The 15,913-nt window shown below is 62.1% G+C and carries 14 protein-coding genes; 6 read left to right on the top strand and 8 right to left on the bottom strand.

The window, feature by feature from the left end:
* Positions 1–116 precede the first annotated feature (116 nt).
* From AACW30_RS05890 to AACW30_RS05870, 5 genes are all read right to left on the bottom strand, one after another.
* Entirely contained in the window at positions 117–1,136 is a 1,020-nt protein-coding gene (locus AACW30_RS05890; protein WP_124417951.1) for a branched-chain amino acid aminotransferase, read from the bottom strand.
* A gap of 224 nt (positions 1,137–1,360) precedes the next feature.
* Positions 1,361–2,740 carry a dihydrolipoyl dehydrogenase gene (lpdA, locus tag AACW30_RS05885; protein ID WP_200624458.1) on the bottom strand — a complete coding sequence of 460 codons (1,380 nt, stop codon included), beginning with the start codon at positions 2,738–2,740 and terminating at the stop codon, positions 1,361–1,363.
* A 3-nt stretch (positions 2,741–2,743) separates the two neighbouring features.
* The gene (locus AACW30_RS05880; protein WP_200624457.1) at positions 2,744–4,021 is read right to left on the bottom strand and encodes a dihydrolipoamide acetyltransferase family protein; all 1,278 of its coding nucleotides are present in this window, start codon (positions 4,019–4,021) and stop codon (positions 2,744–2,746) included.
* The gene (locus AACW30_RS05875; RefSeq protein WP_169367151.1) at positions 4,022–5,080 is read right to left on the bottom strand and encodes an alpha-ketoacid dehydrogenase subunit beta; all 1,059 of its coding nucleotides are present in this window, start codon (positions 5,078–5,080) and stop codon (positions 4,022–4,024) included.
* Between the two features lie 2 nt (positions 5,081–5,082).
* Positions 5,083–6,318 (bottom strand): 3-methyl-2-oxobutanoate dehydrogenase (2-methylpropanoyl-transferring) subunit alpha, encoded by a 1,236-nt coding sequence (locus AACW30_RS05870; RefSeq protein WP_200624456.1) that lies wholly within the window; start codon positions 6,316–6,318, stop codon positions 5,083–5,085.
* A 195-nt stretch (positions 6,319–6,513) separates the two neighbouring features.
* On the opposite strand from AACW30_RS05870, the gene bkdR reads away from it, so the two are divergent.
* Positions 6,514–7,002: a Bkd operon transcriptional regulator BkdR gene (gene bkdR / locus AACW30_RS05865; protein ID WP_078743488.1), complete on the top strand. Its 489-nt coding sequence runs from the start codon at positions 6,514–6,516 to the stop codon at positions 7,000–7,002.
* A 126-nt stretch (positions 7,003–7,128) separates the two neighbouring features.
* Here bkdR and AACW30_RS05860 read toward each other — a convergent pair whose 3' ends face one another.
* Positions 7,129–7,992: an MBL fold metallo-hydrolase gene (locus tag AACW30_RS05860; protein ID WP_200624455.1), complete on the bottom strand. Its 864-nt coding sequence runs from the start codon at positions 7,990–7,992 to the stop codon at positions 7,129–7,131.
* Between the two features lie 110 nt (positions 7,993–8,102).
* Here AACW30_RS05860 and AACW30_RS05855 point away from each other — a divergent pair, with 110 nt between their 5' ends.
* The 5 genes from AACW30_RS05855 (at position 8,103) to AACW30_RS05835 (ending at position 13,568) form a co-directional block, all read left to right on the top strand.
* Positions 8,103–8,438 (top strand): ArsR/SmtB family transcription factor, encoded by a 336-nt coding sequence (locus AACW30_RS05855; RefSeq protein WP_016974127.1) that lies wholly within the window; start codon positions 8,103–8,105, stop codon positions 8,436–8,438.
* 50 nt (positions 8,439–8,488) lie between these two features.
* Positions 8,489–9,733, top strand: a complete 1,245-nt coding sequence (locus tag AACW30_RS05850) for an NAD(P)/FAD-dependent oxidoreductase (protein ID WP_200624454.1) — start codon at positions 8,489–8,491, stop codon at positions 9,731–9,733.
* Positions 9,734–10,540, top strand: a complete 807-nt coding sequence (locus AACW30_RS05845) for a sulfite exporter TauE/SafE family protein (protein WP_179677112.1) — start codon at positions 9,734–9,736, stop codon at positions 10,538–10,540. It abuts the gene before it with no gap.
* Between the two features lie 239 nt (positions 10,541–10,779).
* On the top strand, positions 10,780–12,426 hold the full coding sequence (locus tag AACW30_RS05840) for an MFS transporter (RefSeq protein WP_200624453.1): 1,647 nt from the start codon (positions 10,780–10,782) through the stop codon (positions 12,424–12,426).
* Complete coding sequence (locus tag AACW30_RS05835) at positions 12,423–13,568, top strand: HlyD family secretion protein (protein ID WP_119735698.1); 1,146 nt, start codon at positions 12,423–12,425, stop codon at positions 13,566–13,568. The genes AACW30_RS05840 and AACW30_RS05835 overlap by 4 nt, the downstream gene beginning before the upstream one ends.
* Positions 13,569–13,633: 65 nt before the next feature.
* On the opposite strand, the gene AACW30_RS05830 is transcribed toward AACW30_RS05835, so the two are convergent.
* Together AACW30_RS05830 and AACW30_RS05825 are read right to left on the bottom strand one after the other, a co-directional pair.
* Complete coding sequence (locus tag AACW30_RS05830) at positions 13,634–14,539, bottom strand: aldose 1-epimerase (RefSeq protein ID WP_200624452.1); 906 nt, start codon at positions 14,537–14,539, stop codon at positions 13,634–13,636.
* A gap of 93 nt (positions 14,540–14,632) precedes the next feature.
* Positions 14,633–15,913 (bottom strand): TRAP transporter large permease, encoded by a 1,281-nt coding sequence (locus tag AACW30_RS05825; RefSeq protein ID WP_200624451.1) that lies wholly within the window; start codon positions 15,911–15,913, stop codon positions 14,633–14,635.

Below are 15,913 nucleotides of genomic sequence, written 5' to 3'. Positions count from 1 at the left end.
GTGCGAGTGGGCTTGCCCGCGATGGCGGTCTATCAGTTAACGTGTTCAGTCACTGATAGACCGCTATCGCGGGCAAGCCAGCTCCCACATGGGTTGTGTGGGGCTGGCTTTTGGGCTTAGACCTTGACGATCCAGCCTTCTGGCGCTTCGACGTCGCCGGTTTGCACGCCAGTCAGCTCTTTGTAGAGCTGCTGGGTGATCGGGCCGACTTCGGTCTCGCTGTGGAACACGTGCAGCTTGCCGTTGTACTGGATGCCGCCGATCGGCGAGATCACGGCGGCTGTGCCGCAGGCACCGGCTTCCTTGAACTGATCCAGTTTGTCGATGAACACTTCGCCCTCGACCACTTTCAGGCCCAGGCGCGACTGGGCCAGCTCGATCAGCGACAGGCGGGTGATGCCCGGCAGCACCGAAGGTGACTTCGGCGTGATGAACTGGTTGTCGTGGGTGATCCCGAAGAAGTTGGCCGAGCCGACTTCTTCGATCTTCGAATGGGTCATCGGGTCCAGGTAGATCGCATCGGCGAAACCGGATTTTTTCGCTTCGGCACCCGGCATCAGGCTGGCAGCGTAGTTGCCACCCACTTTGGCGGCGCCGGTGCCTTGTGGCGCGGCGCGGTCGAAAGTGGAGATCTGGAAGTTGTGCGGCACCAGGCCGCCTTTGAAATAGGCGCCGACCGGGATGGCGAAGACCGAGAAGATGAACTCCGGCGCGGTACGCACGCCGATGTTGTCACCGGTGCCGATCACGAACGGGCGCAGGTACAGCGCGCCGCCGCTGCCGTACGGCGGGATGAACCGCTCGTTGGCCTTGACCACTTGCTTGCACGCTTGGATGAAGTCGTCGGTCGACACGTGCGGCATCAGCAGGCGTGCACAGCTGCGCTGCATGCGCGCGGCGTTCTGGTCAGGGCGGAACAGGTTGATCGAACCGTCCTTGCAACGATAGGCCTTGAGGCCTTCAAAGCATTGCTGGCCATAATGCAGGGCCGTGGAGCCCTCGCTGATGTGCAGCACGTTGTCGTCGGTCAGGGTGCCTTCTTGCCATTCGCCGTTTTTCCAGACCTGGAGAAACCGCTTGTCGGTCTTGATGTAGTCAAAACCCAGCTTGTCCCAATTGATGCTTTCGTTACCCATGACACCCTCTATCTCTGGTCAACCGCCTGGTCGAAGGCAGGCGTGTCGGTTTTTTCTGGATGGGCGCAACAATACTGCATTATTGGCCGGTGTGGGAGCAGGTGGGTGGGCCGTTCAGCATGTGTGTTGGCTGATCCGCCGTTATCGCAGGCAAGCCAGCTCCCACATTTGGAATGCTCTCCCCTGTGGGAGCCGGGCTTGCCCGCGATAGCCTCACCGCGGATTTACAGGTGCAGCGCGTGGCCCAAGGCTCTTAGGGCCGCTTCTTGTACAGCTTCGCCGAGCGTCGGGTGGGCGTGGATGGTGCCGGCCACATCTTCCAGACGCGCGCCCATTTCCAGGCTCAAGCCGAAGGCGGTGGACAGCTCGGAGACACCCACGCCTACAGCCTGCCAGCCGACAATCAGGTGGTTGTCACGCCGCGCAACCACGCGCACAAAGCCGGTTTTGGATTCCAGGGTCATGGCGCGGCCATTGGCCGCAAACGGGAAGCTCGACACGATGCAGTCCATGCCCGCGGCCTTGGCTTCGTCCGGGGTCTTGCCAACCACCACCAGTTCCGGATCGGTAAAGCACACCGCCGGGATCGCCGCCGGGTTGAATTCGCGGGATTTACCGCTGATCAGTTCGGCCACCATCTCGCCCTGACCCATGGCGCGGTGGGCCAGCATCGGCTCGCCGCTCAGGTCGCCGATCGCCCACACGTTGCGCATGCTGGTCTGGCAACGGCTGTCGATCCTGATCGCCGAACCGTTCATGTCCAGGTTCAGCGCTTCCAGGTTCCAGCCCTGGGTATTGGGTGTGCGACCCACAGCCACCAGCACCTGATCGGTCTCCAGCGACAAGGTGTCGCCATTGGGATCGCGCACTTGCAGGCACTGGTTCTCAAAACCGGTGACGCTGTGTTTCAGGTACAGCTTCACGCCCAGTTGCTTGAGGGATTCTGCCACCGGCAATGTCAGCTCGGCGTCATAGGCGGGCAGGATATGTTCCTGCGCCTCGACCACACTGACCTCAGCGCCAAGCTTGCGGTAGGCAATGCCCAGCTCCAGCCCGATATAGCCGCCGCCCACCACAATCAGACGCTTGGGCACATGCGTAGGCGCCAGGGCTTCGGTGGAGGAAATGATCGGCCCGCCAATCGGCAGCATCGGCAGGTTGACGCTCTTCGATCCGGTGGCCAGCAGCAGGTGTTCGCATTGGATACGCTGGTCGCCGACGTCGACCGTCTTGCCATCGACCACCTTGGCCCAACCGTGGATCACTTGCACTTTGTGTTTTTTCAGCAGGGCGGCGACGCCTGTGGTCAGGCGATCGACAATGCCGTCTTTCCATTCCACGCTCTTGCGGATATCCAGCGTCGGCACGTCGACTTCGATGCCCAACTGCGAACCCTGGCTGTGATGCACGGTTTGCTGAAATTGCTCAGCCACGTGAATCAAGGCTTTGGACGGAATGCAGCCGATGTTCAGGCAAGTGCCGCCCAGCGCCTGGCCTTCGACCAGAATGGTCGGGATACCCAACTGGCCAGCGCGAATCGCCGCGACGTAACCGCCAGGGCCGCCACCGATGATCAGTAGCGTGGTGTGTAATGTCTGGGACATGCCTTACTCCAAAAACAGGCTGGCGGGTTGTTCGAGCAGGCCGCGAACGGCCTGGATGAATTGCGCCGCGTCCATGCCGTCGACCACGCGGTGATCAAAGGAGCTGGAGAGGTTCATCATCTTGCGGATCACGATCTGGCCCTTGATCACCATCGGCCGCTCAACGATGCGGTTGACGCCGACGATGGCCACCTCCGGCAGGTTCAGCACCGGCGTGCTGACGATGCCGCCCAAGGCGCCGAGGCTGGTCAGGGTAATGGTCGAACCCGACAGCTCGTCGCGACTGGCCTTGCCATTGCGCGCGGCGGTGGCCAAACGCGCGATTTCCTCGGCATTGCCCCACAGGCTGCGCGCTTCGGCGTGACGCACCACTGGCACCATCAGGCCGACGTCGCTCTGGGTGGCGACGCCCACATGCACCGCACCAAGGCGGGTGATGACTTGGGCTTCGTCGTCGTACCGTGCGTTGATCTGCGGAAAATCGCGCAACGCCACGACCATGGCGCGCACGATAAACGGCAGCAGGGTCAGCTTGCCGCGCGTGGCACCGTGCTTCTCGTTGAGGTGCACGCGCAACTCGTCGAGGGCGGTGACGTCGATTTCTTCCACGTAGCTGAAATGCGCGGCGCGCCGGGTGGCGTCCTGCATGCGCTGGGCAATCTTGCGGCGCATGCCGATCACCGGGATGTGTTCTTCGTCGGTGCGTTCGGCATAGGGGTTGGCAGCGGTTTTATTTTGCGCCGGACGCTGGAGCAAGAAAGCCTCCAGATCTTCGTGCAAAATCCGGCCCGCCGGACCAGAGCCCTGCACCAGGCGTAGCTGGATGCCAGCATCCAAGGCATGTTTGCGCACGGCAGGGGAGGCCAGTGGGCGTTCGTCAGCTTCACGGGCCACGTGTGGTTGAGCTGCAACCACAGGCGCGGGCGCAGGCTTGCTTGGCGCTGGCGCGGGTTTGGCTTCAGCAACCGCGGCTGGCACAGCTGCAGGTGCAGCGGTTGCCGGTGCAGCCACCGCAGGTACATCCTTGGCGTTACCCGCGCCTTCCACTTCAATGCTGATCAAAATACTGCCCACGGCCATGACTTCACCCGGCTCGCCGCCGAGGGAAATCACTTTGCCGTGCACCGGCGAGGGAATGTCCACCATCGCCTTATCGGTCATCACATCCGCCAGCACCTGGTCTTCAACCACCAGGTCGCCGACCTTTACGTGCCATACCGACAGTTCAACTTCTGCGATGCCTTCGCCAATGTCCGGCATCTTGATAACGTGCGTGCCCATTCAGACCTCCATGACCCGTTTCAACGCCGCGCCCACACGGGACGGCCCTGGGAAATACGCCCACTCTTGCGCGTGCGGGTAGGGGGTGTCCCAGCCGGTGACGCGTTCGATCGGCGCTTCCAGGTGGTGGAAGCAATGCTCTTGCACCAGCGCCACCAACTCGGCGCCAAAGCCGCAGGTGCGCGTGGCTTCGTGCACCACCACGCAACGGCCGGTTTTTTTCACCGACTTGACGATGGTTTCCAGGTCCAGCGGCCACAGGCTGCGCAGGTCGATGACCTCGGCGTCGATGCCGGTTTCTTCGGCGGCCACTTGCGACACATACACGGTGGTGCCGTAGGTCAGCACCGTGACGGCCGAGCCCGGACGCACGATGGCGGCCACGTCCAGCGGCACGGTGTAGTAACCGTCCGGCACTTGTGCTTGCGGGTGTTTCGACCACGGCGTTACCGGGCGGTCATGGTGGCCGTCGAACGGGCCGTTGTACAGGCGTTTGGGCTCGAGGAAGATCACCGGGTCGTCGTTTTCGATCGAGGCAATCAGCAGGCCTTTGGCGTCATACGGGTTGGACGGCATCACCGTGCGCAGGCCGCAGACCTGGGTGAACACCGCTTCGATACTCTGGCTGTGGGTCTGGCCGCCATAGATGCCGCCGCCGCAGGGCATGCGCATGGTCAGCGGCGCAGTGAACTGGCCGGCCGAGCGATAACGCAGGCGCGCAGCTTCGGAGATGATCTGGTCGGTCGCGGGGTAGACGTAGTCGGCGAACTGGATTTCTGCCACCGGGCGCAGGCCGTAGGCACCCATGCCCACAGCCACACCGACAATGCCGCTTTCGGAGATCGGCGCGTCGAATACCCGCGAGCTGCCGTACTTGTTCTGCAAGCCCTCGGTGCAACGGAACACACCGCCGAAGTAACCGACGTCCTGGCCGAATACCACCACGTTATCGTCACGCTCAAGCATCACATCCATGGCCGAGCGCAAGGCCTGGATCATGGTCATGGTGGTGGTGGTCATGGCGGTTTCCACTTCGATACGGTTGTTGTGATCGTTCATGGTCAGATCCCCAACTCTTGACGCTGGCGCTTCAAGTGCTCCGGCATCTCTTTATAAACGTCTTCGAACATGGTGGCGGCGCTTGGAATCTGGCCGCCGGCGAGGGTGCCGTACTGTTCGGCTTCTTTTTGCGCCTTGACCACCTCGGCCTCAAGTTCGGCACTGACCGCCGCGTGTTCCTCTTCGGACCACTGGCCAATCTTGATCAAGTGCTGCTTGAGGCGCGTAATCGGGTCGCCGAGCGGGAAGTGGCTCCAGTCATCGGCGGGGCGGTATTTGGACGGATCATCCGAGGTTGAGTGCGGACCGGCGCGGTAGGTGACCCATTCGATCAGCGTTGGCCCGAGGTTGCGGCGTGCACGCTCGGCCGCCCAGGCGGAGGCGGCGTACACGGCGATAAAGTCGTTGCCGTCCACGCGCAGGGAGGCGATACCGCAACCCACACCGCGTCCGGCGAAGGTGGTGGCTTCACCGCCAGCAATGGCCTGGAAAGTGGAAATGGCCCACTGGTTGTTGACCACGTTGAGAATCACCGGCGCACGGTAGACGTGGGCGAAGGTGAGGGCGGTGTGGAAGTCGGATTCGGCGGTGGCGCCGTCGCCGATCCAGGCCGAAGCGATTTTGGTGTCACCCTTGATCGCCGAGGCCATGCCCCAGCCCACACCTTGTACGAATTGGGTGGCGAGGTTGCCGGAAATAGTGAAGAAGCCAGCGTCCTTGACCGAGTACATGATGGGCAACTGGCGGCCCTTGAGCGGGTCGCGCTCGTTGGACAGCAGTTGGCAGATCAAGTCCACCAGCGGCACTTCGCGCGCCATCAGGATGCTTTGCTGGCGATAGGTGGGAAAGCACATGTCGTCGATGTTCAAGGCCAGGGCCTGGGCGCTGCCGATGGCCTCTTCGCCGAGGCTTTGCATGTAGAACGACATTTTTTTCTGCCGCTGGGCGACCACCATGCGGTTGTCGAAGATCCGCGTCTTGAGCATGGCGCGCATGCCTTTGCGCAGGATCTCGACAGGAACGCCTTCGGCCCACGGGCCAAGGGCCTGGCCCCGGTCGTCGAGCACGCGAATCAGGCCCTTGGCCAGGTCAGCGGTGTCGGCGGGTTCTACGTCAATGGCGGGTTTGCGCACCAGGCCGGCGTCGGTCAGACGCAGGTAGGTAAAGTCGGTCTTGCAGCCTGGGCGGCCCGAGGGTTCGGGAACGTGCAGGCGCAGTGGTTCGTACTGCTGGGTCATGGCTTTCTACGCTCTATCTTGTGAATTTCTTGTAGTGGGCGCGCTAGCTGACAGTCCGTCTCCGGGTAGGAGAAATCTTGTCCTACAACAATCATAGGCGTGGCGTAGAAGAATATTTATCTGTGTTTCGTTGCGCTCGCGATCATTTGCGGATAAAAAAACTGCATAAACATAATAAACAGGTGATTTTGTCTCATGCGCAAACTGGACCGTACCGATATCGGCATTCTCAACGCCCTGCAGGAAAACGCGCGCATCACTAACGCCGACCTGGCCCGCTCGGTCAACCTGTCACCCACACCGTGTTTCAACCGGGTCAAGGCGATGGAAGAGTTGGGCCTGATTCGCGATCAGGTCACGCTGCTCGATGCCGATTTGCTCGGGCTGCACGTCAACGTGTTTATTCATGTGAGCCTGGAAAAGCAGAACGAGCTGGCGCTGCAGCAGTTCGAAGGTGCGATCTCGGACCGCCCGGAAGTGATGGAGTGTTACCTGATGGCCGGTGATCCGGACTACCTGATCCGCGTGCTGGTGCCGACGATCCAGTCGCTGGAGCGCTTCATGATGGACTTTTTGACCAAAGTGCCCGGCGTCGCGAATATCCGCTCCAGCTTTGCGCTCAAGCAAGTGCGCTACAAGACGGCGCTGCCTTTACCCGCCAATGGCATCAACCTCGGCACATGACCTCAGCCGCGCCGCTGTAAAAAATTGGGCGCGGGCTTGCTCGCGAAAGCGGTGTGCCAGGCACACGATGAGTTGACTGACCCGCCGCTTTCGCGAGCAAGCCCGCTCCCACGTTTAGATCCTCTTTCAGAGTTGGTTAAGCGGAATCTTCAGGTAAGTCACCCCATTCCCCTCAGCAGGCGGCATATGCCCCGCCCTCACATTCACCTGAATCGCCGGCAACAACAGCGTTGGCATCCCCAGCCCGGCATCACGTTTCGTGCGCATCGCAACAAACGTCGCCTCATCCACCCCGTCATGCACATGAATATTGCCCGCGCGCTGTTCCGCGACTGTGGTCAGGCACTTGGCCTCGCGGCCTTCAGGCGGGTAGTCATGACACACGTACAGTTCGGTTTCCAAAGGAAAGGCCAGCAACTTACGCATCGACGCATACAACTGCCGCGCATCGCCACCCGGGAAATCGCAGCGCGCGGTGCCCACGTCCGGCATGAACAGTGTGTCACCCACCAGAATCAAGCGGTCGTCGATCAAGTAGGCCATGTCCGCCGGGGTATGCCCGGGCACATGCAGCGCCTGCGCTTTCAGGTTGCCGATATGAAAGACCTCATCCGGCGCAAACAAATGGTCGAACTGCGAGCCATCGACGCGAAATTCCGGCTCCAGGTTGAACAGGTTCTTGAATACGTCCTGGACCTTGCTGATCGACTGACCAATGGCGATCTTGCCGCCCAGCGTACGGCGCAGGTACGGCGCGGCAGACAAGTGATCGGCATGCGCATGGGTTTCCAGCAGCCATTGCACCTGCAGGCCGTGCGCACGCACAAACGCGATGACTTTGTCGGCCTGGGCCGTGTCGGTGCGCCCGGAGGCCGGGTCGTAATTGAGCACCGAGTCGACGATGGCACATGGGCCGCCGTCCGTTTCATGGATGACGTAGGTGAAGGTCGACGATGCCTCGTCCAGAAAAGCGTGAATTAACGCTGGCATGGCGGCTGTCCCTGTTGAGGAAGAAAAACGGTGAAGAAAAAAGTCGTTACAATCAGTTTACGTTTACACATAATGTTTTGAGCTTAAGTGACGTAAAGGACCCGAAGCAAATGGAATCTACTCTGAGTGAGGGCGAAGTCGCCCAGTTGCGCGCATCGGCGTCCAAGGCCTGCTCCTTGCTCAAGGCGTTGGCCAACGAGGACCGTTTGTTGATTCTGTGCCAATTGACCCAGGGCGAGCGCAACGTGGGTGAGCTGGAAGCGCTGACCGGCGTGCGCCAGCCCACGCTGTCTCAACAGTTGGGCATCCTGCGTGACGAAGGGTTGGTCGCCACCCGTCGGGAAGGCAAATACATTTTCTACGGGCTGGCCAGCCATGAAGTGATTCAAGTGATGAAAACCCTGTCCGGGCTGTACTGCGGCGCGGTCATGAAAAGCTGGGCGTGACGCCATCCGGCAGCGACCCTTGTGTGCATGTAAAAGAAAGGCGATTGACCATGAATGACCAACACTGTGGCCCTACCATCAGTGGCGATATCGTAGTCATCGGCGGCGGTTCGGCGGGCATCGGCCTGCTGGCCAGCCTGCTCAAACGTGACCCGCACCTGAACATCACCCTGATCGAACCGAGCGACTATCACTGCTACCAGCCGGCCTGGACCCTGGTCGGCGGCGGCGCCTACGACGTCAAAAAGACCCGGCGGCCACTCGCCGATGTGCTGCCCAATGGCGTCACCTGGGTGCAGGCCGCCGTCACCGAAGTGCTGCCCGAGGCGCAGACCCTGGTGCTCGACAGCGGCCAGCGCGTTACCTGGAACAACCTGATCGTGTGCCCCGGCCTGCGCCTGGCCTGGGAAAAGGTCGAAGGCCTGCAAGACACCTTGGGCCAAAACGGCGTGACCTCCAATTACAGCTACGAGCATGCCGCCTACACCTGGCAACTGGTGCAGCAGCTCAAGGGCGGCAAGGCGATTTTTACCCAGCCGGCCATGCCGATCAAATGCGCGGGGGCGCCGCAAAAGGCGATGTACCTGTCCTGCGATCACTGGCTCAAACAAGGCCACCTGAAAAACATCGACGTCGAATTCGATCTCGCGGGCGCCGCGCTGTTTGGCGTCGCGACCTTTGTGCCGCCATTGATGAAGTACGTCGAAAAATACCAGGCACGCCTGGCGTTCAATTCCAACCTGGTCAAGGTCGATGGCCCGGCGCGCAAGGCCTGGTTCGAGGTGAAAGACGCTGCGGGCACGGTCACGGTTCAAGAGAAATCCTTCGACCTGCTGCACGTGGTCCCGCCGCAAGTGTCTCCGGACTTTATCCGCCAAAGCCCGCTGGCCGACGCCGCCGGCTGGTGTGAAGTGAACCCCCACAGCCTGCAACACCTGCGTTACCCACACATCTTTGGCCTGGGCGATGTGTGCGGCACCACCAATGCCAAGACCGCTGCCGCTGTGCGCAAGCAGATCGTGGTGGTCGCTGAAAACCTGCTGGCCCTGCGTCAACAGGTGCCGCTGCCGCTCAAGTACGACGGTTATGGTTCCTGCCCACTGACGGTGGAGAAGGGCAAGGTGGTACTGGCCGAGTTCGGCTACGGCGGCAAACTGCTGCCGACCTTCCCACTGGACCCGACCCGGGCGCGCCGTTCGATGTGGTTTCTCAAGGCCACGCTGCTGCCGTGGTTCTACTGGAACGGCATGCTCAAGGGCCGCGAGTGGCTGACCCGCCTGAGCAAGGTGGATTAAATGCTGCTGGCAAGCGTGTTGGGCGTGTTGATGGGCCTGGTCATGGGCCTCACGGGCGCGGGCGGCGGCATCCTTGGGGTGCCGGCGCTGGTGCTGGGGTTGGGCTTGACGATGACCCAGGCGGCGCCGGTGTCATTGCTCGCGGTGGGCACGGCGGCGGCGGTCGGCGCAATCGACGGCTTGCGCCATGGTCTGGTGCGTTACCGCGCGGCCTTATTGATCGCCTTGCTTGGCGCACTGTTTTCGCCCCTGGGTGTATTTTTCGCCCATCAACTGCCGGAGCCCGTGCTGATGGGGCTGTTCAGCGCATTGATGGTGCTGGTGGCCTGGCGCATGTTGCAGCGCGAAAAGGTCGAGGCCGGGCCCAGCGATCATGGCGCCGCGTCGTGGGGCCAGAAGAACTGCATGCTTGATCAGCAGACCGGGCGCCTGGCCTGGACGGCCAAGTGCAGCGCCACGCTGGCCGCCCTCGGCGCGGTGACCGGTGCGGTGTCGGGTTTGCTCGGCGTGGGCGGCGGCTTTCTGATTGTGCCGGCGTTCAAGCAGCTGACGGATGTGCAGATGCGCGGCATCGTCGCCACCTCGTTGATGGTGATCAGCCTGATCTCGCTGATTGGCGTCGCAGGTGCGTTTCATGCCGGGGTGAGCATCGAGCCTGTGGGCTGGGTGTTTATCGGCGCGAGCATCGTCGGCATGCTGATTGGGCGGCGCCTGTGTTCGGTGATCAAGGCGCGCACCCTGCAAGTCGGCTTTGCCAGCCTGTGCGTGGTGGTGGCTATTGGCATGGTGCTCAAGGCCACACTCTGACCGACCTGAAATACATTCCAACGGTGGGAGCGGGCTTGCTCGCGAAAGCGGTGTGCAAGACACCGAATGAGTCGACTGACCCACCGTCTTCGCGAGCAAGCCCGCTCCCACCGTTTTGAACGTGCCCGTTCAAGAGTTCAATTGCTGCCCTGACATGGCAAGATGAACGTCTCTCAGGTTTACTACTCCCTGAGTAATGGATTCACCGACCTTGCACGTCGGCTTATCAAGGCTATCGAATGGACAAATACACCCCCCACACCTGGCAGCCCCACGAGCGACCGAGCCTGCCCGGCTCGCCGTCGACGCCGCTGCACCCCACGCACAAGCGCTGGTTGTTTGCGATGGTCGGTGTGCTGGTGGCAATCACTGGTGGGCTGGGCAACGCGCTGGTGATCGCCAACCTGCAATATTTGCAAGGCGCCTTGGGCGCGACCACCGCCGAAATGGCCTGGCTGCCCGCCGCCTATGTGATGACCAATGTGTGCATGAACCTGCTGCTGGTGAAGTTTCGCCAGCAGTTTGGCCTGCGCGCGTTCACCGAGGTGTTTCTGGTGCTGTATGCGCTGGTCACCTTCGGCCACTTGTTCGTCAACGACCTCAGCTCCGCCATCGCGGTGCGGGCGGCTCACGGTATGGTGGGCGCGGCGCTGAGTTCGCTGGGTTTGTACTACATGATCCAGGCGTTCCCGGCCAAGTGGCGCATGAAAGCCCTGGTGCTCGGCCTGGGCACGGCGCAGCTGGCACTGCCGCTGGCGCGGTTGTTCTCTGAAGACCTGCTGCAAATTGCCGAGTGGCGCGGGCTGTACTTGTTCGAACTGGGCATGGCGCTGATCTGCCTGGGTTGCGTCTTCCTGCTCAAACTGCCGCCCGGCGATCGCTTCAAGACCTTTGAAAAACTCGATTTCCTCACCTTCGGCATCCTCGCCACCGGCGTGGCGCTGCTCTGCGCGGTGTTGTCGCTGGGGCGTATCGATTGGTGGCTGGAAGCCCCGTGGATCGGCGTGGCGTCGGCCTGTTCCCTGGTGTTGATCATGGCCGGCCTGGCCATCGAGCATAACCGCGCCAACCCATTGCTGATGACCCGTTGGCTGGGCAGTGGGGTGATGATTCGCCTGGCCCTGGCGGTGGTGTTGATTCGCATGGTGTTGTCGGAGCAATCCACTGGCGCCGTGGGCTTCATGCAAATGTTGAACATGAGCTACCAGCAGATGCACACCCTCTACGTGGTGATGCTGGCCGGGGCGATTGCCGGGCTGGTGGTCAGTGCGCTGACGATCAACCCGGCGCACCTGTTGATGCCCTTGATCATCTCCCTGGCGCTGATGGCCACCGGCTCGGTGATGGACAGCTTCTCAAGCAACCTGACCCGTCCACAGAACCTGTATATCAGCCAGTTCCTGCTAGGCTTTGGCGGCACCTTTTTTCTGGGGCCGACCATGGTGCTGGGCACGCGCAACGTGCTCACCAACCCGCGCAACCTGGTGAGTTTTTCGGTGATGTTCGGCATCTGCCAGAACCTTGGCGGCCTGATAGGCGCGGCGTTGCTGGGCACTTTCCAGATCGTGCGCGAGAAGTATCACTCCAGCATGATCGTCGAACACCTGACCTTACTGGACCCGCGTGTGGCCGCGCGGGTGCAAAGCGGCGGTTCGGCGTATGGCGGCATCATCGCCGACCCGCAATTGCGCAACCTGATGGGCATTCGCAGCCTGGCCACGGCGGCCACGCGTGAGGCGAATGTGATGGCCTACAACGATGTGTTCATGTTGATTGCGATCATCGCGATCCTCACCATGCTCTGGATCTTCATCCGCAGTCTGTGGCTGATGAGCACCACCAAAGCAGCAGTCCCTCCCGTTCAACCCAGCGGCGTTACTTCATGACCGAAACAACCACGACCACCACCAACGCCATCGCCTCCACCCCGGAAGGCACCGCTCCACCGGGAGCAACCGCGACTGAGCCACGCTCACTGCGGGTGCGCGTCATCTCATCGCTGGGCTTTGCCGCGATTGCCATCGTCGGCGTGCTGATCGTGCTCTATGCCTGGCAATTGCCGCCCTTCAGCAGCGCCGTGGAGAGCACTGAAAACGCACTGGTGCGCGGCCAGGTGACGATTATCGGCCCGCAACTGAGCGGCTATGTGTATGAAGTGCCGGTGCAGGACTTCCAGTTCGTCAAGGCCGGCGACCTGCTGGTGCGCCTGGATGATCGCATCTACAAGCAGCGCCTCGACCAGGCGTTGGCGCAACTGGCGGTGCAGAAAGCCTCGTTGGCCAACGTGGTGCAGCAACGCAACAGTGCCGAAGCCACCATCAAGCTGCGCCAGGCCGCGCTGGTCGACAGCCAGGCCCAGGCGCGAAAAAGCACCGCTGACTTGCGCCGTAACGAAGAGCTGATCAGCGATGGCTCGGTGTCCAAGCGTGAACTGGACGTGACGCGCGCCGCCAATGCGCAGACCATCGCCGCCGTGGCGCAGGCCCAGGCCAGCCTGGAAATCGCCCGGCAGGACCTGCAAACCGTGATCGTCAACCGCGGTTCACTGGAGGCCGCCGTGGCCAGTGCCGACGCGGCAGTGGAGCTGGCGCGCATCGACCTGTCCAACACCCGCATCCTCGCGCCGCGTGACGGCCAGCTCGGGCAGATCGGCGTGCGCCTGGGCGCCTTCGTCAACTCCGGTGCGCAGTTGATGGCATTGGTGCCGCCCCAGCTGTGGGTGATCGCCAACATGAAAGAAACCCAAATGGACAATGTGCAGGTGGGCCAGCCGGTAACCTTCACGGTGGACGCGCTGAACCACCGCAAGTTTCACGGCACGGTGCAGCACATTTCCCCGGCGACCGGTTCGGAATTCAGCCTGTTGCAGGCGGACAACGCCACCGGCAACTTTGTGAAGATCGCCCAGCGCGTGCCGGTGCGGATCACCGTTGACCCGGATCAGGCCGAGAGCGAGCGCCTGCGGCCGGGGTTATCGGTGGTGGTGAGTATCGACACGGCGGGGCGCCTGAAAGACACCCCGCCCTGACTCAGCACAGGTCACCCTGTGGACGCGGGCGTGCTCGCAAAAGCGCAGTGCCGCAAAGCGCGTGGTTACCGACCCACCGCTTTCGCGGGCAAGCCCGCGTCCCTATGGGCACTGTATTTGAGGGTGAAATCGAGTTGGGTCGACTGGCCTTGCTCCAATAACCTCAGCCCCGGCCTGCCGGGCAGGTGATGCGCATTCACCGGATGGCTCACCGGCTCGATGCAAAAGAATGCCAACCCCGGCGGGCAATACAGCAGGAAGTAATCCGCCCCGGTCGCCCGGCATTCCAGGGTGTAGCCCAAGTGCGGCTGCTCGATCCGGCAATGCCCGTCCCACTGGCAGAACCCATTGTCCACCAGGCCTTCGGGCAAGGCGTTCAATGTGCTGAAATCCCAAGCCTGCGGCACTGGCGCCAATCCTGTGGGCAGCTTTGAGGCATCGCTCATCCATACCTGCCCAGCCTTGGCCTGCAACCGCGTGCCCGACGTACGCGGCAAGTACGGGTGCAAGCCCAAGCCATGCCACGCCGCCTGTTCGGCCAGATGCGTCACGCGCAACGCGATGCTCAGCTCACCGTCGCGCAAGGCAAAGCGCTGTTCGGCGTGATAGGCGAACGGCGTGTCGCTCCGCAGCCCCAGCACCACTTCATCCGCCGCCTGGCTGACCACGTGCCACGCCTGTTGCCAGGCCGAACCGTGAATCGGCAACGGATCGGTCAGGCTGTTGGCGGTGAGCGCCAGCCAGCCGTCGGGGTTATCGAAACCGCCTTGGGCGATCCGGTTGGACCAGGGCGCCAACGGGTAGCACCCCAACTTGCCCGGTAAACCGGTATTTGCCGCGTGCTCGTCACTGTGTCGCAACAACGGCTGCCCGGTGGCGCGTACCGTCCAATTGACGATGCTGCCACCCAGGGCCGGGGCCAGGGTGAGGTGGGTGAGTGGGTCGCTGAGCTCGATCAAGTCTGAAGGCATGGGTGTCCCGCCGCATGAATAAACCAACACAGGGTGATTTGTGGACGCTGGCAAGCCTGCGTCCACCGTTGAACCTGGGCCTCGGAGAAAGGCTTACAGCACCAGGCCCGGCAGCCACAGCGACAGCGCCGGGATGTAGGTGACGGCCATCAGCACCAGAAACAGCACGCCATAAAACGGCAGCAGGGCTTTGACGGTTTTCTCGATACTGACCTTGCCCACCGCCGCGCCGACAAACAGCACTGCGCCCACTGGCGGGGTGATCAGGCCGATGCCCAGGTTCACCAGCATGATCATGCCGAAGTGCACGGGGTCGACGCCGATGCTGAGAATCACCGGCAGCAGGATGGGCGTGAGGATAAGGATCAGCGGCGCCATGTCCATCACGGTGCCGAGCAACAGCAGCATCATGTTGATGCACATCAGGATCACGTAGCGGTTGTCCGACAGGGTCAGGAACATCGTGGTGATCTTCGCCGGGATCTGCATCAGGGTCATGATGTAGCCGAAGCTGGCGGCGAAGGCGATCAGGATCATCACGATGGATATGGTGCGCACCGTGCGGTGCATCAGCTTGGGCAACTCACGCCATTTGTAGTCGCGGTAAATGAACATGGTCACGAAGAACGCCCACAGCACGGCAATCGCGGCGGACTCGGTGGCGGTGAAAATACCCGAGAGGATGCCGCCAAGAATGATCACCATCGCCATCAGGCCCCACAGCGCGTCGACGCAGATTTTCAGCGCCTGCTTCAGCGGGATGACTTCACCTTTGGGGTAGTCGCGTTTCTTCGCGAAGATCAGGCACAGCACCATCAGGCACGCGCTCATCAGCAGGCCCGGGACCACGCCGGCCATGAACAGCGAGGCGATCGACACCGTGCCGCCAGCCGCCAGGGAATAGAGCACCGAGTTGTGGCTGGGCGGGGTCAGCAGCGCCTGTACCGAGCCGCTGATGGTCACCGCCGTGGCGAAGTCCCTGGGGTAGCCGCGGCGTTCCATTTCCGGAATCAGCACCGAGCCGACCGAGGCGGTGTCTGCCACTGATGAGCCGGAAATAGCGCCGAAAAACGTCGAGGCCATGATGTTGACCAACGACAGGCCACCGCGCACAAAGCCCACCAGCACGCCGGCAAACGCCACCAGCCGGCGCGACATGCCGCCTTCGGCCATGATCGCCCCGGCGAGCACGAAGAACGGGATCGCCATCAGCGAAAACTTGTTCACCCCGCCTGCCACCTGAATCATCAAGGCCTGGAACGGAATGTCGATCCACCACGCGCCGATCAGCGCCGACAGCCCCAGGGCGTAAGCGACCGGCATGCCGATCAGGATCAACGCGATAAAGCTGCCCAACAGAATCAATGCGTCCAT

This window comes from Pseudomonas sp. MF6747, assembly GCF_963890955.1.
Taxonomy (GTDB): domain Bacteria; phylum Pseudomonadota; class Gammaproteobacteria; order Pseudomonadales; family Pseudomonadaceae; genus Aquipseudomonas.
Note: the sequence above shows the minus strand (reverse complement) of the source record. Positions and strands in the feature narration are given on the sequence as shown.